At 71.9% G+C, this 16031-nt stretch carries 18 protein-coding genes and 5 tRNA genes; 5 read left to right on the plus strand and 18 right to left on the minus strand.

Annotation, left to right across the window (positions count from 1 at the left end; translation table 11 throughout):
• Window positions 1-111: 111 nt before the first annotated feature.
• Window positions 112-1761, minus strand: a complete 1650-nt coding sequence (locus ACRAS8_RS10540) for a DAK2 domain-containing protein (protein WP_438485679.1) — start codon at window positions 1759-1761, stop codon at window positions 112-114.
• 234 nt (window positions 1762-1995) lie between these two features.
• Here ACRAS8_RS10540 and rpmB point away from each other — a divergent pair, with 234 nt between their 5' ends.
• Complete coding sequence (rpmB, locus tag ACRAS8_RS10545; protein WP_006602870.1) at window positions 1996-2181, plus strand: 50S ribosomal protein L28; 186 nt, start codon at window positions 1996-1998, stop codon at window positions 2179-2181.
• Between the two features lie 119 nt (window positions 2182-2300).
• On the opposite strand, the gene thiD is transcribed toward rpmB, so the two are convergent.
• Both thiD and ACRAS8_RS10555 read right to left on the minus strand, forming a co-directional pair.
• Window positions 2301-3119, minus strand: a complete 819-nt coding sequence (gene thiD / locus ACRAS8_RS10550) for a bifunctional hydroxymethylpyrimidine kinase/phosphomethylpyrimidine kinase (protein ID WP_438485680.1) — start codon at window positions 3117-3119, stop codon at window positions 2301-2303.
• A 31-nt stretch (window positions 3120-3150) separates the two neighbouring features.
• Window positions 3151-4119, minus strand: a complete 969-nt coding sequence (locus tag ACRAS8_RS10555; RefSeq protein WP_438485681.1) for a thiamine-phosphate kinase — start codon at window positions 4117-4119, stop codon at window positions 3151-3153.
• A gap of 158 nt (window positions 4120-4277) precedes the next feature.
• On the opposite strand from ACRAS8_RS10555, the gene ACRAS8_RS10560 reads away from it, so the two are divergent.
• Both ACRAS8_RS10560 and ACRAS8_RS10565 read left to right on the plus strand, forming a co-directional pair.
• The gene (locus tag ACRAS8_RS10560) at window positions 4278-4511 is read left to right on the plus strand and encodes an Lrp/AsnC family transcriptional regulator (RefSeq protein ID WP_018541151.1); all 234 of its coding nucleotides are present in this window, start codon (window positions 4278-4280) and stop codon (window positions 4509-4511) included.
• Between the two features lie 9 nt (window positions 4512-4520).
• On the plus strand, window positions 4521-5015 hold the full coding sequence (locus ACRAS8_RS10565; RefSeq protein ID WP_438485682.1) for a DUF3515 domain-containing protein: 495 nt from the start codon (window positions 4521-4523) through the stop codon (window positions 5013-5015).
• 369 nt (window positions 5016-5384) lie between these two features.
• Here the strand turns inward: ACRAS8_RS10565 and ACRAS8_RS10570 are convergent, their stop codons facing one another.
• The 3 genes from ACRAS8_RS10570 to ACRAS8_RS10580 form a co-directional block, all read right to left on the minus strand.
• Complete coding sequence (locus tag ACRAS8_RS10570; RefSeq protein ID WP_438485683.1) at window positions 5385-6521, minus strand: D-alanine--D-alanine ligase family protein; 1137 nt, start codon at window positions 6519-6521, stop codon at window positions 5385-5387.
• Window positions 6522-6634: 113 nt separating this feature from the next.
• On the minus strand, window positions 6635-7636 hold the full coding sequence (locus tag ACRAS8_RS10575; RefSeq protein ID WP_438485684.1) for an NAD(P)H-dependent glycerol-3-phosphate dehydrogenase: 1002 nt from the start codon (window positions 7634-7636) through the stop codon (window positions 6635-6637).
• A complete protein-coding gene (locus ACRAS8_RS10580) occupies window positions 7633-8508 on the minus strand; it encodes a lysophospholipid acyltransferase family protein (RefSeq protein WP_438485685.1) in 876 nt (291 codons plus the stop codon). Before ACRAS8_RS10580 ends, ACRAS8_RS10575 begins: the two co-directional genes overlap by 4 nt.
• A gap of 140 nt (window positions 8509-8648) precedes the next feature.
• On the opposite strand from ACRAS8_RS10580, the gene cofC reads away from it, so the two are divergent.
• The gene (gene cofC / locus ACRAS8_RS10585; RefSeq protein WP_438485686.1) at window positions 8649-9413 is read left to right on the plus strand and encodes a 2-phospho-L-lactate guanylyltransferase; all 765 of its coding nucleotides are present in this window, start codon (window positions 8649-8651) and stop codon (window positions 9411-9413) included.
• On the opposite strand, the gene ACRAS8_RS10590 is transcribed toward cofC, so the two are convergent.
• The 5 genes from ACRAS8_RS10590 to leuC all read right to left on the minus strand — a co-directional run bounded on the left by ACRAS8_RS10590 (window position 9394) and on the right by leuC (window position 12899).
• Window positions 9394-9597 carry a hypothetical protein gene (locus ACRAS8_RS10590; protein WP_438485687.1) on the minus strand — a complete coding sequence of 68 codons (204 nt, stop codon included), beginning with the start codon at window positions 9595-9597 and terminating at the stop codon, window positions 9394-9396. The genes cofC and ACRAS8_RS10590 overlap by 20 nt on opposite strands.
• Before the next feature lie 101 nt (window positions 9598-9698).
• Entirely contained in the window at window positions 9699-10361 is a 663-nt protein-coding gene (locus ACRAS8_RS10595; protein WP_438485688.1) for an HU family DNA-binding protein, read from the minus strand.
• A gap of 125 nt (window positions 10362-10486) precedes the next feature.
• Window positions 10487-10732 carry a hypothetical protein gene (locus ACRAS8_RS10600; protein ID WP_438485689.1) on the minus strand — a complete coding sequence of 82 codons (246 nt, stop codon included), beginning with the start codon at window positions 10730-10732 and terminating at the stop codon, window positions 10487-10489.
• 136 nt (window positions 10733-10868) lie between these two features.
• Window positions 10869-11462: a 3-isopropylmalate dehydratase small subunit gene (leuD, locus tag ACRAS8_RS10605; protein ID WP_438485690.1), complete on the minus strand. Its 594-nt coding sequence runs from the start codon at window positions 11460-11462 to the stop codon at window positions 10869-10871.
• Between the two features lie 3 nt (window positions 11463-11465).
• Complete coding sequence (gene leuC, locus ACRAS8_RS10610) at window positions 11466-12899, minus strand: 3-isopropylmalate dehydratase large subunit (RefSeq protein ID WP_438485691.1); 1434 nt, start codon at window positions 12897-12899, stop codon at window positions 11466-11468.
• Window positions 12900-13073: 174 nt separating this feature from the next.
• Here leuC and ndgR point away from each other — a divergent pair, with 174 nt between their 5' ends.
• Window positions 13074-13793: an IclR family transcriptional regulator NdgR gene (ndgR, locus tag ACRAS8_RS10615; RefSeq protein WP_018541140.1), complete on the plus strand. Its 720-nt coding sequence runs from the start codon at window positions 13074-13076 to the stop codon at window positions 13791-13793.
• 248 nt (window positions 13794-14041) lie between these two features.
• Here ndgR and ACRAS8_RS10620 read toward each other — a convergent pair.
• The 7 genes from ACRAS8_RS10620 to ACRAS8_RS10650 form a co-directional block, all read right to left on the minus strand.
• A tRNA-Glu gene (locus ACRAS8_RS10620) sits at window positions 14042-14114 on the minus strand.
• Window positions 14115-14147: 33 nt separating this feature from the next.
• Window positions 14148-14219 (minus strand) — tRNA-Gln (locus ACRAS8_RS10625).
• A gap of 16 nt (window positions 14220-14235) precedes the next feature.
• A tRNA-Glu gene (locus ACRAS8_RS10630) sits at window positions 14236-14308 on the minus strand.
• Window positions 14309-14370: 62 nt separating this feature from the next.
• A tRNA-Glu gene (locus ACRAS8_RS10635) sits at window positions 14371-14443 on the minus strand.
• A 21-nt stretch (window positions 14444-14464) separates the two neighbouring features.
• Window positions 14465-14536, minus strand: a tRNA-Gln gene (locus ACRAS8_RS10640).
• Between the two features lie 90 nt (window positions 14537-14626).
• Window positions 14627-15352 (minus strand): HAD family hydrolase, encoded by a 726-nt coding sequence (locus ACRAS8_RS10645; RefSeq protein ID WP_438485692.1) that lies wholly within the window; start codon window positions 15350-15352, stop codon window positions 14627-14629.
• Window positions 15353-15357: 5 nt separating this feature from the next.
• Window positions 15358-15945, minus strand: coding sequence for a Uma2 family endonuclease (locus ACRAS8_RS10650; RefSeq protein ID WP_438485693.1), 588 nt, complete (start codon window positions 15943-15945; stop codon window positions 15358-15360).
• Between the last annotated feature and the right edge of the window lie 86 nt (window positions 15946-16031).

Raw genomic sequence — 16031 nt, forward strand, 5'->3', positions numbered from 1 at the left:
CCACCGCCGCTTTCCGCGGCCGGGAATTCCCGGCGGATCCGGTATCCGGACGGTATGCGGCCGGTATCGGCGGTATTCCGGCGGACGTCGCGAAAACCGCGGCGCGGCGCGCTATTCCACGCCGATCAGCAGCGGCGCCGCGTATTCGCCGCCCTCGTAGACGACGGTGTCCACCGCGAGATGGCGTTCCCGGACGTGCCGCTGAAGCCGTTCGGCGAGGGAATCGGGGACGTCCGCGCCGAGGACGAGGGTGACCAGCTCGCCGCCCGCGGAGAGCATCCGGTCCAGCACCGCCGTCGCGGTGCGGACGAGGTCGGGCCCGATCACCGCGACGTCCCCGTCTATCAGGCCGAGCACGTCGCCGGCCTGGCAGACCCCGGCCATCGTCCAGGAGCGGTGCTCGGCGACGGCCAGTTCGGCGTAGCGGGTGGCGCCGGCCGCCGCGGTCATCGCGACCATGTCCTCGTCGAAGCTGCGCCCCGGCTCGTGGACCGCCAGCGCCGCCAGGCCCTGGACGGCGGAGCGGGTGGGGATGACGGCGACCCGGACGCCTTCGGTGCGGGCCTGCTCGGCGGCGGCCGCCGCGGTGTGCCGCAGCTCCGGGTCGTTGGGCAGCAGCATCACCTCGCGGGCGCGGGCCTGCCGGATCGCCTGGACCAGTTCGCCGCTGGCCGGCGGCTCCCCGGGGCGTACGGTCACCGGGGTCGCGCCGGCCTGTACGCACAGCCCGGCGAGGCCCGCACCCGGCACCACCGCGACCACGGCCCGGGCCGCCAGCGCGGGCTCCTTGGCCCGGCCGCCCGCGCCGAAGTGGGTGATCCGGATCCGGTACGGCCGGCCGGCCTCGATTCCGGCCTCCACCGCGGCCCCGGCGTCGTCGACGTGGACATGGACGTGCCACAGGCCGTCCCCGCCGACCACCACCAGCGAGTCGCCGAGCCGGTCCAGCCGGGCCCGCAGCCGGGCCACCTCGGCGTCCCCGGCCTCCAGCAGGTAGATCACCTCGAAGGCGGGGCCGCCTGCGTGCGGATCGCCGCCGCCCGCCTCGGGGCCCGCCGCCGCGCAGCCGGCCGGCTCCGGCAGCGGCCCGTCGGCCCGTAGGGCGACGGGAGCGGCGCCGACCTCCCCGGACAGCGCGTCGGCGAGCGCGCCCAGCAGGGCCACCAGCCCGCAGCCGCCCGCGTCCACCACGCCCGCCTTCCCCAGCACCGCGAGCTGCCCCGGGGTGGCCCGCAGCGCCTCCGCGGCGCCCCGGTGGGCGGCCCGGGCGACCTCGGCGGCCTCGCCGGCGGCCCGCTCGGCGGCGCCTGCGGCGGCCGTCGCCACGGTCAGCACGGTGCCCTCCACGGGGTGCGCCACCGCCTCGTAGGCGGCCGTCGCGGCCCGCCGCAGCGCCCGCCGCAGGGCGTCCGCGCCCGCCTCGCCGCCGGCCGGGGCGGCCGCCAGCACCTGGGCCATGCCGCGCAGCAGCTGCGCCAGGATGGTGCCGGAGTTGCCGCGCGCCCCGATGAGGGCGCCGTGCGCCATCGCGCCCACGGCGTCGCCGAGGCCGGGCGCGGTGCCGGCCGAGCCGTGGCCGTCGAAGGCGGCCTCGACCGCGCGGGCGGCCGACTCCAGCGTCAGGTAGAGGTTGGTGCCGGTGTCGCCGTCGGCGACCGGGTAGACGTTGATCGCGTCGATCCGCTCGCGCTCCCGCCCGAGCGCCTCCAGGGCCAGCCCGCACCAGGTACGGACGGCGGCGGCGTCGAGCGGGTAGGGCACGTCGTCCTCCTGAGGGTCGCGGGATGCACCCGCACAGTAGTCGCGTCCGCCGGGACGGCCGGGGCGGGGGCCGGAGGGTGCGTGGTAGTTTCGTCCTGCGGGAGCGGCCGTTGTATGCTGCTCCGGTTGCCCGATGAAAATCGGGCCATTCCTCTCCCTTCGGCGCCGGCACGGCCATGCACTCGGCCCGATGGGTTCTCACCGTAAGTGCATCTGAAGTCTTTGGAGTGACCCGTGGCTGCCAACTGCGACGTCTGCGGCAAGGGGCCGGGCTTCGGCAAGAGTGTCTCGCACTCGCATCGCCGCACCAACCGTCGTTGGAACCCCAACATCCAGACGGTGCGTGCAGTGATCGGGCGCACGCCGAAGAAGCTGAACGCCTGCACCTCGTGCATCAAGGCCGGCAAGGTCTCGCGCTGACGCCTTAGCCGTAGCGCAGCCCCGCCGGTTGCTTGTCGAAGCCGGTCCACCTCGATGGTGGGCCGGCTTCTGCCATTGCACTGCGGGCCATAGCACCGGGGGCCCGGGGAGTGTCGCGGTCAGTGCGCGCCGCGCAGCCGCCACCCGTGGTCGACGGGCCCGATGCCCGCGCCCAGCCGGAAGCCGGCCGCGATCGCGCCGCTGACGTACTCCTTGGCGGCCGTGGCGGCCTGCGGGACGGTGTCACCGTGCGCGAGCCGGGCGGCCAGGGCGCTGGCGAGGGTGCAGCCGGTGCCGTGGGTGTGCCGGTTGTCATGGCGCGGGGCACGCAGCCAGTGCTCCGCACTGCCGTCCGTGAGCAGGTCGACGGCCTCGCCGGCCGCATCCGGGGCACCGGCCGGCAGATGGCCGCCCTTGATCAGCGCCCAGCGCGGCCCGAACGCCAGGATCGCCGCGGCGGCCCGGCGCATCCCGTCCGCGGTCCGCACCCGTATACCGGTGAGCTGCGCCACCTCGTCGAGGTTGGGGGTGGCGACCGTCGCGGCCGGCAGCAGCTTGGTGCGGACCGCGTCCAGCGCCGAGGCGGCCAGCAGCGCATCACCGTGTTTGGAGACGCCGACGGGGTCGACGACGACCGGGACGGAGAGCCCGGCGAGCAGCTCCGCGACGGTGCCGACCAGCTCGGCCGACGACAGCATCCCGGTCTTCACGGCCTGGACGCCGATGTCGTCGACGACGCTGCGGAACTGGGCGCGCACCGCCTCGGCGGGCAGCTCCCACGCGCCCTGGACGCCGAGGGAGTTCTGCGCGGTGACGGCGGTGAGCACGCTCATGCCGTGGGTGCCCAGCGCCAGCATCGTCTTCAGATCGGCCTGGATGCCCGCACCGCCGCCGGAGTCGGAGCCGGCGACGGTCAGGACGCGGGGAGGTGTGCGCATGCCGGCGAATCTACCCGGCCGCCCTCCGGGGCTACTCGGCGTCCCCGTCGTCCCCGAAGTGGTCCCAGCCGGCCTTGGCCCAGGGGGCGCCGTCCACGGTCACCTGGGGCAGCGCCGAGGGGTTGAGGACCTCGCCGATCACCTTCCAGCGGGCGGGCAGCTTCACGTCGGGCGGGAAGGTGGCCACGATCGCGTGGTCCTCGCCGCCGTTGAGCACCCACTGCATCGGGTCCACGCCGACCGCCGTACCGATATCGGACATCTGTGAGGGGATGTCGATGTTGGCGGACCGCAGGTCGATACGGACCTTGCTGGCCTCGGCGATGTGCCCGAGGTCGGCGACGAGGCCGTCGCTGACGTCGGTCATGGCCGTGGCGCCCAGGCCCGCGGCGGCCGGGCCCGCGTGGTAGGGCGGTTCGGGGCGGCGGTGCGCCTCCACGAAGGCGCGCGGGGACCGGAAGCCGCGGGAGAGCACCGCGTGGCCGGCCGCGGACCAGCCGAGCCAGCCGGTCACCGCGACGACGTCGCCGGGCTGGGCGCCGGCCCGGGTCACCGGTTCCTGGTTGCGCAGGTCGCCGAGGGCGGTGATGGCGATGGTGATGGTGTCGCCGCGGACGACGTCCCCGCCGACCACCGCGGCGCCGGCCACCTGGCACTCGTCGCGCAGCCCGTCCATCAGCTCGGTGGCCCAGGTGGCGGGGAGTTCGGCGGGGACGACCAGGCCGAGCAGGATCGCGGTGGGCACCGCGCCCATCGCCGCGATGTCGGCGAGGTTCTGCGCGGCGGCCTTGCGGCCGACGTCGTAGGCGGTGGACCAGTCGCGGCGGAAGTGCCGTCCTTCGAGGAGAATGTCGGTACTGGCGACGACCCTGCGGTCCGGCGCGGTGACCACCGCGGCGTCGTCCCCCGGCCCGATCCGTACGGCGGGAGTGGAGGTGAGCCGGGAGGTGAGCTCTCTGATAAGCCCGAACTCCCCCAGCTCGCCCACGGTGCCCTTCATGCTGTTGCCCTTCCGATGTGTACGGACGGTCCGTACGTGGCTGACGACTGCGCCGCACCGGACCGGTTCACCGCGCGGGTCTCCCCGCTCCGCTCGGTGACGCGGTACCGTGGCGTCCCTTCTTCCCACATGATCCTCGTAGCCGCCCTGGAGGTTCCGTGGTACAGGCTTACATCCTGATCCAGACCGAGGTCGGCAGGGCCTCGGCGGTGGCCGAGGTGATCGCGAAGATCCCCGGCGTGCTGACGGCCGAGGACGTGACCGGACCCTACGACGTCATCGTGCGCGCGCAGGCGGACACCGTCGACGAGTTGGGTCGCATGGTGGTCGCGAAGGTCCAGCAAGTGGAAGGCATCACGCGGACGCTCACCTGCCCGGTGGTGCATCTCTAGCGCCCCCGTATGCTCGGCCGGGTGAGACGCGCGAGACACCGGTACCTGGCCGCACTGCCCCTGTTCGTCGTGGTGGCCGCGGCCGCGGGCTGCTCGTCCGCGCCGGAGGTGGCACCGCCCTCCCCCACCGGTGAGGCCGCGCGGAACTGCCGGGCACTCCAGGAGGACCTGCCGCGGACCGTGGACGGACTGCGACGGGGTACCGCCGAGCCGGTCTCGGACTTCACTGCCATATGGGGCGATCCTGCCGTGGAGCTGCGCTGCGGGGTGTCCAAGCCGGAGGTGCTCAGGCACGGGAGTGAACATTACAACCCCAACACCGACTCGGCGGAAGTCGACGGCGTCCAGTGGCTCTTCGAGAAGCAGGACGACGGCTACCGCTTCACGACGGTGCTGCGGAAGGTGAACGTCGAGGTGACCGTGCCGGGCAGGTACGCCCCGGAGGTCAACGTCCTGCCGGACCTCGCGGCCGCGGTGAAGAAGAACATCCCGGCGGGGGTCTAGGGCGCTTCTGGCGGATCTCCGTGGAGCAAGGAGCGGCGCCTGGTGCGTGCTCTCGCAAGGCGCCGGGATGGCTTCATAGCGGAGCTATGGAGACATTTCGGCAACGCCGCGAGAGTGCGTGCCAGGCGCCGCGACGCCGCGGAGATCCGCCAGAAGCGCCCTAGGGCGCTTGCCCTGGGCGGGCACCCGGCCGGGGCCCGCCCGGCCGCCCGGCGGAATACCGCCCCACCCGGCCGCGTTGGGCCCCGCAAGGGGCGCTCACGTCCCCTACGGGATCCGTTCGCCCCACCCCCAAGGGCCCGCCCGGCGCGGCCCGTCGGCAGCGCGGCCCGCTCTCAGGCGCGGCCCGCGCTCAGCCCCGGCCCGTCCTCAGCGCAGGCCCGTCGAGCGGGTCAGGGCCGCCTGGAGGAGCCGGTCGATGAGTTCGGGGTAGCTCACGCCGCTCTCCTGCCACATCCGCGGGTACATCGAGATGGGCGTGAAACCGGGCAGCGTGTTGATCTCGTTGATCACGAACTCGCCGTCGTCCTGCAGGAAGAAGTCCGCGCGGACCAGGCCCTCGCAGGACGCCGCCTCGAAGGCCGCGACGGCCAGTTCCCGGACCTTCGCGGTCTGCTCGGCGGTCAGCGGCGCCGGCACGATGCCGGCGGCGGAGTCGATGTACTTGGCCTCGAAGTCGTAGAAGTCGTGCGCGGTGACCGGCGGGATCTCGGCCGGCACGCTGGCCCGCGGGCCGTCCTCGAACTCCAGCACCCCGCACTCGATCTCGCGGCCGCGCAGCAGCGACTCCACGATGATCTTCGGGTCGTGGCGCCGGGCCTCCTCGACGGCCTCGTCCAGCCCGGACAGGTCGTCGACCTTGCTGATGCCCATGGACGAGCCGGCCCGGGCGGGCTTCACGAACAGCGGCCAGCCGTGCTCGCCGGCGAAGTCCACGATCTTCTTACGCGCGGCCGCGGGGTCGGTCTCCCACTCGCGCGGGCGGATGACCTCGTAGGGGCCGACCGGCAGCCCGAAGGAGGCGAACACCCGCTTCATGTAGTCCTTGTCCTGGCCGACGGCCGAGGCGAGCACGCCCGAGCCGACGTACGGCACCCCAGACAGCTCCAGCAGGCCCTGCAGCGTGCCGTCCTCGCCGTACGGGCCGTGCAGCACGGGGAAGACGACGTCGACCTCGCCGAGCGCCTTGGGGACCGCTCCGGGCTCGGTGTAGACGACCTCGCGGCTGGTGGGGTCGGCGGAGAGCACCACGGCGCCCTCGTCGCCCTCGGTCAGCTCGGCCACGCTGGGCAGCTTCCGGTCCGTGATCGCCATCCGCCCGGGGTCGTCGGCGGTCAGCGCCCAGCGGCCGTCGGTCGTGATGCCGATGGGCAGCACGTCGTACTTGTCACGGTCGATGGCGGCCAGCACGGCTCCGGCGGTGACGACCGAGATGGCGTGCTCGGAGCTGCGGCCGCCGAACACGACGGCGACGCGGGGCTTGTGGGTGGAGGTCTCGCTGCTCATATCGGCTTGAGGGTACCTGCTGGTAGGGGTTGGGGCAGCGCGGCGGCGGCCGGTCGGGGGCATGGCGGCGCGGTGCCGTGCGCCCCGTCGCGGTCGGTGCCGTTCCGTCGCGGTCAGTGCCGTTCCGGCTTGGCGGTGCGGGACATCAGCTCCTTGAGGGCCACCAGCGGCGGCTTGCCCTCGTGGACGATCTCCACCACGGTCTCGGTGAGCGGCATGTCGACGCCGTGCCGGCGGGCCAGATCGAGCACGGACTCGCAGGACTTGACGCCCTCGGCGGTCTGCTTGGTGACCGCGATGGTCTCCGCCAGCGACATGCCCCGGCCGAGGTTGGTGCCGAAGGTGTTGTTGCGGGAGAGCGGCGAGGAGCAGGTGGCGACGAGGTCGCCCATGCCGGCCAGGCCCGCGAAGGTGTGCGCGTCGGCGCCCATGGCCAGACCGAGCCGGGTGGTCTCGGCCAGTCCGCGGGTGATCAGGGACGCCTTGGCGTTGTCGCCCAGGCCCATGCCGGTGGCGATGCCGACCGCGAGCGCGATGACGTTCTTGACCGCGCCGCCCAGTTCGCAGCCCACCACGTCGGTGTTGGTGTACGGGCGGAAGTACGCGGTGTGGCAGGCGGTCTGGAGGCGCCGGGCGACGGACTCGTCGGCGCAGGCCACCACGGCGGCGGCGGGCTGCCGGGCGGCGACCTCCTTGGCGAGGTTGGGTCCGGTCAGCACCGCGACGCGGTCCGCGGGAACCTTGGCGACCTCCTCGATGACCTCGCTCATGCGCTTGGCGGTGCCCAGTTCGACGCCCTTCATCAGGGAGACCAGGACCGTGTCGGAGGGCAGCAGGGGCGCCCACTCGGCGAGGTTGGCGCGCAGCGTCTGGGACGGCACGGCGAGCACGGTGAAGTCGGCCCCGCGGGCGGCCTCGGCCGGGTCGGTGGTGGCCCGTACGCCCTCGGGCAGCTCGACGCCCGGGAGGTAGTCCGGGTTGGTGCGGCCGGTGTTGATGGCGTCGACGAGGGCCGCTCTGCGCCCCCACAGGGTCACCTCGCATCCCGCGTCGGCGAGCACCATCGCGAATGCGGTGCCCCAGGACCCCGTGCCGAAGACGGCGCAGCGCGTCACTTGCCTTCATCCTCCTGTGCCTGCCGGTTGCTTCGGGCCTGCTGGACGGGGGCGGCCGGAGCGGCGGACTCGGCCCGTTCCCGTGCGGTGTCGTCGGTGCCGGCCGTCTCCGCGGCCCTGGCGGCCCGGGCTGCCTCGCGGGCGGCCCGCCGCTCCCGGGCGATCTCCTTGCGGTAGTCGAACGGTTCGGCCGGCGCGGTCTCGCCGCGCAGCACGGCCAGTTCGGCCGTGATGGCGGCCATGATCTTCTCGGTGACGGCGCGCAGCACCTCGGCGGTGGGCTCCTTGCCGTGGAACTCGCTGAGGTCGACCGGCGGACCGGCCTTGACCCGCAGGGTCTTGCGCGGGAGAAGCCGGAACTTCTTCTCCTTGGCGTAGGGCGGCATCGCCTCGTTGGCGCCCCACTGGGCGACGGGGATGACGGGGGCCTTGGTGAGCAGCGCGACCCGGGCGGCGCCGGTCTTGCCCTGCATGGGCCACATCGCGGGGTCACGGGTGAGGGTGCCCTCGGGGTAGAAGGCGACGCATTCGCCCTTCTCGATGGCGTTGACGGCGGCCCGGAACGCGGTGGCGGCGTCGGTGGTTTCCCGGTAGACCGGGATCTGTCCCGTTCCGCGCATCGCCATGCCGACAAAGCCGCTCTTGAAGAGTCCGGCCTTGGCGAGGAATCGGGGGACCCGCCCGGTGTTGTACTGATAGTGCGCATAGGAGAGCGGATCAAGATACGAGTTGTGGTTGACCGCGGTAATAAAACCGCCGTCGACCGGAATGTGCTCCATTCCCCGCCAGTCCCGCTTGAACAGAACCAAGAGCGGCGGTTTGCAGATGACCGCGGCCAAGCGGTACCAGAAGCCGATTCTGCGGCGGGACACTGGGACACCCTCCTTGTGGGACCTGCGAAGCTGCTGCGAGCCGGCAGCCGCACAAGTGTCGCCCCGGGTACCCGCTATGTCGAGAACACCGTAACCCCGCCACTCCGGAAAGGTTCCGGCGGCAGGTGAGAATGAACCAGATGCGAAGAGACGGAGCGGATGTGGCCTGGAGCCTCGTAGTCCCGCTGAAACCGCTGGTGCGGGCCAAGAGCAGGCTGTCCGGGGCCGCCGGCGAGGAGTTCCGGCCGAAGTTGGCGCTGGCATTCGCACTGGACACCGTGGCGGCCGCGCTGGCCTGCGCGGACGTGCGCGATGTGGCGGTTGTCACGGACGATCCGGTGGCCGGGGAGCACTTGGCGGCACTGGGGGCGCGCATCGTGCCGGACGCTCCGGCCAACGGGCTGAACGCCGCACTGGCCCATGGCGCGGCCGTGGTACGGGCCCGGCGGCCCTGCGCGCCGGTGGCCGCGCTGAACGCCGATCTGCCGGCGCTCCGCCCGGCCGAGCTGGCGGCGGTGCTCCATTCCGCGGCGCTATTTCCACGGGCATTTCTCGCGGATGCGGCGGATATCGGGACAACACTTCTGTCCGCGACTTCCGGCACGGAATTGGACCCGGCTTTCGGGGGCCCCTCGCGGGCCCGCCACCTGGCGTCCGGGGCACAGGAGATCACCGCGCCGGACGTGCCGTCGGTGCGCCGGGACGTGGACACCGGGGAGGATCTGCGGGCGGCGCTGGCGCTGGGGGTGGGCCCGCACACCGCGCGGCAGGCCCCGCGCGTGCCGGGTTGGGCGATGTGGGCGGATGCCGTGCCCGTGTCCGGCCGCGCCGGGGTGTACGGGACCGCAGGACTGCCGGGGCCTCGAAGCGGCGCGGCGCCCCAGGTCAGAGCGTCTGGAGCGTGACGAGGACGATCCGCCGGGCGTCACCCTCGCCGGCGACCTCGATACGGACCCGCTGGCCGGGCCGCAGCAGGAGCAGGTGGCCGGCGTCGAAGGCCGCCGCGTCGAAGGGCAGCGGGGTCCCGTCGTCCAGCAGCACGCTGCCGGAGCGGGTCGTCTCGTCGTAGGTGTACGCGGTGGCCTGCATGGGGCCAGCGTAGACGGCGCGCCCGGTGGGCCACGCACCGCGGGCCGGGCTCCCCGGAGGGAGACCGGCCCGGCGCCTGGCGTTGCGTCGCCGCCGTGGAACTACCGCTTGCGGGCGGTGGTCTTCTTGGCGGTGGTCTTGCGCGCCGTGGTCTTCTTGGCGGGCGCCTTCTTCGCCGTGGCCTTCTTCGCGGGCGCGGTCTTCTTCGCCGTGGCCTTCTTCGCGGTGGTGGCCTTCTTGGCGGTGGTGGCCTTCTTCGCCGCCGCCTTCTTGGCGGGCGCCGCCTTCTTCGCCGTGGTCTTCTTCGCGGTGACCTTCTTCGCCGCGGCCTTCTTGGCCGCCGCCTTCTTCGCCGGCGCCGCCTTCTTGGCAACGGCCTTCTTCGCGGCGGCCTTCTTCGCCGCCGCCTTCTTCACGGTGGGCTTGGCGCCGGTCAGGCTGCCCTTGGGCGCCTTCTTGACGGCGACCTCACCGCCCTTGGGGAGCTTCTTCGAGCCGCTCACCAGGTCCTTGAAGCCCTGGCCGGCGCGGAAACGGGGCACCGAGGTCTTCTTGACCCGCACGCGCTCGCCCGTCTGCGGGTTGCGCGCGTAACGGGCCGGGCGGTCCACCTTCTCGAACGAGCCGAATCCGGTGACCGAAACGCGGTCGCCGGCGACAACTGCACGGACGACTGCGTCCAGTACGGCGTCCACCGCGTCCGCGGCGTTCTGGCGGCCGCCGAGCTTGTCGGCAATGGCTTCTACGAGCTGCGCCTTGTTCACGTCTTCCCCTTCGGAGACATTGCTGGAACGAAAGTTTCCAAGCTTTTTCGCACGTTAGGCAGATATATACCGCAAATCAAACACGAAACGGGCTAATCACCCTTGTGCCGCAACGGACTCGACCTTCACGGACTTCCGTCGGCATGCACATCTTCGGGATAACGACCTTCGTCAAGGTCGTGCATGAACCACTCCAGACGCCTTGCCGCGTCCGCAAGATCGTGTTTAGCCGCGGCCGTGATGACGAGCAGCTTCCGGGTCAGCGCCATCCGTACGCCCTCCGGGACTTGCAGTGTCCGCACTCTTGCGTGTGCGTCCTTGAGTCGGTCGGCGACGGAACCGTAGAGCTCGAGTTGGTCGTCGCGTTCCATGCGCTAATTGTGCCATCTGCGGCGAGTTGTCGCTTCACGGGGCCTCAACACCGGCCTCCACACGCCGATGCGCCCCCTGCCAACTGCACAGGGGGCGCATCGTACGCAATAAGGCTTTGAGCCATAAAACCCGAGGTCAGACCTCGATGGTACGCGGTTTGAACGACGGCCTGTTCGCCTCGTACGCGGCGATGGCGGACTCCTCCCGAAGGGTGAGGCTGATGTCGTCCAGACCCTCCAGCAGCCGCCAACGGGCGTTCTCGTCCAGCTCGAAGGAAGCGGTGACACCTTCGGCACGGACCTCGCGCGCGACCAGGTCGACCGTCACCTCGGCGGTGGGGTCGGCCTCCACCAGCTTCTGCAGCCGGTCCACGGTCTCCTGCGGCAGGACCACCGTCAGCAGGCCGTTCTTGAGGGAGTTGCCGCGGAAGATGTCCGCGAACCGCGAGGAGACGACGGCCTTGAAACCGTAGTTCTGCAGCGCCCAGACGGCGTGCTCGCGCGAGGAGCCGGTGCCGAAGTCGGGGCCGGCGACGAGCACCGTGGCGCCCTTGTACGTCTCCTGGTTGAGGACGAACTCCGGGTCCTTGCGCCACGCCTCGAAGAGCCCGTCCTCGAAGCCGTCGCGGGTGACCTTCTTCAGCCAGTGGGCGGGGATGATCTGGTCGGTGTCGACGTTGCTGCGGCGCAGCGGAACGGCCCGGCCGGTGTGGGTGGTGAAAGCTTCCATGGTTCAGACTCCCGCGGGCGTGGCGACGTCGGACTGGCCGGCCAGGTCGGCCGGTGAGGCCAGATGGCCGAGAACCGCCGTTGCGGCGGCGACCTGGGGCGAGACCAGGTGGGTGCGGCCGCCCTTGCCCTGCCGGCCCTCGAAGTTGCGGTTGGAGGTGGACGCGGAGCGCTCACCGGGCGCCAGCTGGTCGGGGTTCATGCCCAGGCACATCGAGCAGCCCGCGTGCCGCCATTCGGCGCCGGCGCCGGTGAAGACCTTGTCCAGCCCCTCCTCGACGGCCTGCAGCGCGACCCGGACCGAGCCGGGGACGACGAGCATCCGCACCCCGTCGGCGACTTTGCGGCCCTGGAGGATCGAGGCCGCCGAGCGCAGGTCCTCGATGCGGCCGTTGGTGCACGAACCTACGAAGACGGTGTCCACGGAGATCTCGCGCAGCGGCTGACCCGCCGTCAACCCCATGTATTCCAGGGCCTTTTCGGCGGCGTGCCGCTCCGAGGGATCCTCGTACGAAGCCGGGTCGGGGACGTTCGCCGAAAGCGGCGCGCCCTGGCCGGGGTTGGTGCCCCAGGTGACGAACGGCGCCAGCTCGGCGGCGTCGATGACGACCTCGGCGTCGAAGACCGCGTCGTCGTCGGTGCGCAGCGTCTTCCAGTACGCCACGGCGGCGTCCCAGTCGGCGCCCTGGGGGGCGTGGTCGCGGCCCTGGAGGTAGTCGAAGGTGGTCTGGTCGGGGGCGATCATGCCGGCCCGGGCGCCCGCCTCGATCGACATGTTGCAGATGGTCATCCGGGCTTCCATCGACAGCTTCTCGATGGCCGGGCCGCGGTACTCGATGACATAGCCCTGGCCGCCACCGGTGCCGATCCTGGCGATGATCGCCAGGATCAGGTCCTTGGCGGTGACGCCGTCGGGCAGCTCGCCGTCCACCGTGATCGCCATGGTCCTGAACGGCGCCATCGGCAGCGTCTGGGTCGCCAGGACGTGCTCGACCTGGCTGGTGCCGATGCCGAACGCCAGCGCGCCGAACGCGCCGTGGGTGGAGGTGTGGCTGTCGCCGCAGACCACGGTGGTGCCGGGCTGGGTCAGTCCCAACTGCGGTCCCACGACGTGGACGACGCCCTGCTCGACGTCGCCCAGCGGGTGCAACCGGACGCCGAACTCCGCGCAGTTCTTGCGCAGGGTCTCCAGCTGGGTACGCGAGACCGGGTCGGCGATGGGCTTGTCGATGTCGAGGGTCGGGGTGTTGTGGTCCTCGGTGGCGAGGGTCAGGTCCGTCCGCCGCACCCGGCGGCCGGCCTTGCGGAGGCCGTCGAACGCCTGCGGGCTGGTGACCTCGTGCAGCAGGTGCAGATCGATGAAGAGGAGGTCGGGCTCGCCTTCCGCGCGCCGGACGACATGGTCGTCCCAGACCTTCTCCGCAAGTGTCCGTCCCATCGCTTTCCCTCCGGCCGGCCGCAGTGCCGGCCTTGCTCGTCCGTGCGCGATGACCCGCCCGTGTCCCCTGGCGGGCCTGACGCCGGGCCCTGGTCGAGGGCCGCATCTACAGAGTGACGACTTCCCTGGAAAATTGAACTTGCGTTTCACACTGTGAGACGTGAGTATCGTTGCATGGACAACTCTAGCGGCGTCGGCGTTCTCGACAAGGCAGCTCTGGTTCTGAGCGCTCTGGAGTCCGGTCCGGCCACCCTCGCCGGGCTGGTCGCGGCGACCGGGCTCGCACGACCCACGGCCCACCGGCTGGCCGTGGCACTGGAACACCACCGGATGGTGGCGAGGGACATGCAGGGCCGGTTCATCCTGGGCCCGCGGCTCTCCGAGCTGGCCGCGGCGGCCGGCGAGGACCGCCTCCTGGCGACGGCCGGGCCGGTGCTGACGCATCTGCGCGACGTGACCGGCGAGAGCGCCCAGCTCTATCGCCGGCAGGGCGACATGCGGATCTGCGTGGCGGCGGCGGAACGGCTGTCCGGACTACGGGACACCGTCCCGGTGGGCTCCACGCTGACGATGAAGGCCGGCTCGTCCGCCCAGATCCTGATGGCCTGGGAGGAGCCGGAGCGGCTGCACCGCGGCCTCCAGGGCGCCCGCTTCACCGCCACCGCGCTCTCCGGCGTACGGCGCCGCGGCTGGGCCCAGTCGATCGGCGAGCGGGAGCCCGGCGTGGCCTCCGTCTCCGCGCCCGTCCGCGGCCCCTCGAACCGCGTGGTGGCCGCCGTCTCGGTCTCCGGCCCGATCGAGCGCCTGACCCGCCACCCGGGCCGGATGCACGCCCAGGCGGTCATCGATGCCGCCGCCCGCCTCTCCGAGGGCCTGCGCCGCAACGGCGGCTAGGGTATGGGCCCCGACGGCCGGTCTCCGCTCTCAGGCGGCGGGGCCGGCCGTCGCGCTTTTCTTCCGGCGCTCCGACCGGCGCACGCCCAACTGGCCGTCCCGCGCGGGCCGCCGCCCTGACCGCAACCCCAACTCCCCTACTGCACAGGGCCGTTGGGTGCCGTGCGGGGTTACCGGGCGGCCGGGGCCCGGAACTTCGGGAACAACGGAAAGGCCCCCCGCATGACGCGGAGGGCCTTTCCTGGACGTACCCCCGACCGGATTCGAACCGGCGCTACCGCCTTGAGAGGGCGGCGTGCTAGGCCGCTACACAACGGGGGCCTTGCAGATGCTGTGTTTCAAAGCGTCTGCGAGCTGGCCTACCTGGACTCGAACCAAGACTAACTGAACCAGAATCAGTCGTGCTGCCAATTACACCATAGGCCATGGTGGTGTAGACCAGTACCCCCGACCGGATTCGAACCGGCGCTACCGCCTTGAGAGGGCGGCGTGCTAGGCCGCTACACAACGGGGGCCCTAGCGATCCTGCGTGAGTGACAGTGGGTGCGACCCAGACTGCCTCCCCGGGAAGGATCTGTACCCCCGACCGGATTCGAACCGGCGCTACCGCCTTGAGAGGGCGGCGTGCTAGGCCGCTACACAACGGGGGCCTTGCAGATGAGCTCTGCGAGCTGGCCTACCTGGACTCGAACCAAGACTAACTGAACCAGAATCAGTCGTGCTGCCAATTACACCATAGGCCATCAAAGTGCAACCCCCGGTGGGGAGCTCCTCCTTGATCTGCGCTTTCCGGTCCGGGCCTTTCGGCCCTCTCGGGCGGCGCAGGAAGAACATTACCTGATCGTGGAGGGTGCTCCAAAACCGATAACGCGGCGCACCAGCTCGGGAAGCTCGGCCAGTCCGCCGATCCGGTGCACCCCCGCAGGGGGCTGCTCGCCGGTGCCCGTGCGGTCCAGCCACACGGCCGCCAGCCCGGCGTCCCGGGCGCCCAGGCCGTCGGTGTCGAGCTGGTCGCCGACGTAGAGGACGTCGGCCGGCGGCAGGCCGAGCGTGGCGCAGGCTTCCCGGAACGCCTCGGGGGCGGGCTTGGCGTGGCCCAGGCCGTCGGCGCAGAGCACCGCCTCGAAACGCTCCCGGATGCCGAGAGCGGTGAGCTTGCGCTCCTGGTTGGCGGTGGAGGAGTTCGAGAGCACCGCCTGGCGCACCAGGGGGGCCAGCGCCTCCAGGGCCGGGAGGGAATCGGGGAAGAGCTCCCAGGACGCCTCGTAGTGGGCGAGGTAGCGGGCGAACCAGGCGTCGGCCTCGGCGTCGGTCAGCGGGGTGCCCCGGAACGTGCGGGCGCGGGCCCTGCGGTGTTCCAGGAATCCCAGCTCGCCGGCGAGGAAGCGGGCGAACTCGGTCTCCATGGCCTTCCGCCAGCGGGCCAGTGCCGCCTCCTCGCCGCCGTAGGCGGTCAGCAGCCCCTCGGTACGCAGGTGCCGCAGCACGCCGGTGCGGTCGGACCCGGTGTAGTCGAAGAGGGTGTCGTCGATGTCCCAGAGGACGGCGCGGAGGGGCATGGGGATCAGCGCACCCAGTCCTTGAGGGGCTCGGTGTCGAGGTCGATGCCGACCGGGGCGGGGAGGGTGACCCGCTCGCCGACCCGGACGGTCGCGGTCACGCGGTACCGGTCGCCTGCGGGCTCGGAGTGGACGGTCGCCTCGCGGCGGTCGCGGTCGATCAGGAGGTAGACCGGGATGCCGGTCGCCGCGTACGCAGGGGGCTTCAGCTCGCGGTTGCGGCGATCGCTGTCGGCGTCGTACAAGGTGACCTCGACGGCCATGAGGACCCGGCTGGGGTCGGTCCATTCCCTCGCGCCGACGAAGGCGTCGCCGGGAGCGAGGACGCCGTCGGGATACACACGCTGGTCGCGGTAGGTCGCGATCTCCAGCCCCTGCCGGTGAAGCCACAGCTCGGGCCGTGCCTGGAGGCAGATGCGGGTCAGCCACTGGATGATCATTCCGTGGTTCCCGTCGGGTGCGTCCTTGTACCCCACCCGACCGTTGATGAACTCCAGGCGCGGGGCGTCCTCCCTGCTCGACATCTGCCGTGCGAGATCTTCGAAGACCTCCGCCTCGATCTGCCAGCGCAGTCGGTCGTCGACAGCGGCCATCGCTCACCCCTTCTTCCGCCCGTACGTCCAGTCTGCCCCTGGATACACCGCGGGCCCGGAAGCCGTGTCGGCTTCCGGGCCCGGTC

The organism is Streptomyces sp. S186, from assembly GCF_051603415.1.
Classification (GTDB): Bacteria; Actinomycetota; Actinomycetes; order Streptomycetales; family Streptomycetaceae; genus Streptomyces.

What these genes read in the sequence shown, in the direction of transcription:
- leuD (WP_438485690.1), bottom strand. Translation starts at nt 11,462, where the DNA reads ATGGAAGCTTTCACCACCCACACCGGCCGGGCCGTTCCGCTGCGCCGC.
- ndgR (WP_018541140.1), top strand. Translation starts at nt 13,074, where the DNA reads ATGGACAACTCTAGCGGCGTCGGCGTTCTCGACAAGGCAGCTCTGGTT.
- ACRAS8_RS10645 (WP_438485692.1), bottom strand. Translation starts at nt 15,352, where the DNA reads ATGCCCCTCCGCGCCGTCCTCTGGGACATCGACGACACCCTCTTCGAC.
- ACRAS8_RS10555 (WP_438485681.1), bottom strand. Translation starts at nt 4,119, where the DNA reads ATGAAGGGCACCGTGGGCGAGCTGGGGGAGTTCGGGCTTATCAGAGAG.
- ACRAS8_RS10650 (WP_438485693.1), bottom strand. Translation starts at nt 15,945, where the DNA reads ATGGCCGCTGTCGACGACCGACTGCGCTGGCAGATCGAGGCGGAGGTC.
- thiD (WP_438485680.1), bottom strand. Translation starts at nt 3,119, where the DNA reads ATGCGCACACCTCCCCGCGTCCTGACCGTCGCCGGCTCCGACTCCGGC.
- leuC (WP_438485691.1), bottom strand. Translation starts at nt 12,899, where the DNA reads ATGGGACGGACACTTGCGGAGAAGGTCTGGGACGACCATGTCGTCCGG.
- ACRAS8_RS10570 (WP_438485683.1), bottom strand. Translation starts at nt 6,521, where the DNA reads ATGAGCAGCGAGACCTCCACCCACAAGCCCCGCGTCGCCGTCGTGTTC.
- ACRAS8_RS10600 (WP_438485689.1), bottom strand. Translation starts at nt 10,732, where the DNA reads ATGGAACGCGACGACCAACTCGAGCTCTACGGTTCCGTCGCCGACCGA.
- ACRAS8_RS10590 (WP_438485687.1), bottom strand. Translation starts at nt 9,597, where the DNA reads ATGCAGGCCACCGCGTACACCTACGACGAGACGACCCGCTCCGGCAGC.
- cofC (WP_438485686.1), top strand. Translation starts at nt 8,649, where the DNA reads ATGCGAAGAGACGGAGCGGATGTGGCCTGGAGCCTCGTAGTCCCGCTG.
- ACRAS8_RS10565 (WP_438485682.1), top strand. Translation starts at nt 4,521, where the DNA reads ATGCTCGGCCGGGTGAGACGCGCGAGACACCGGTACCTGGCCGCACTG.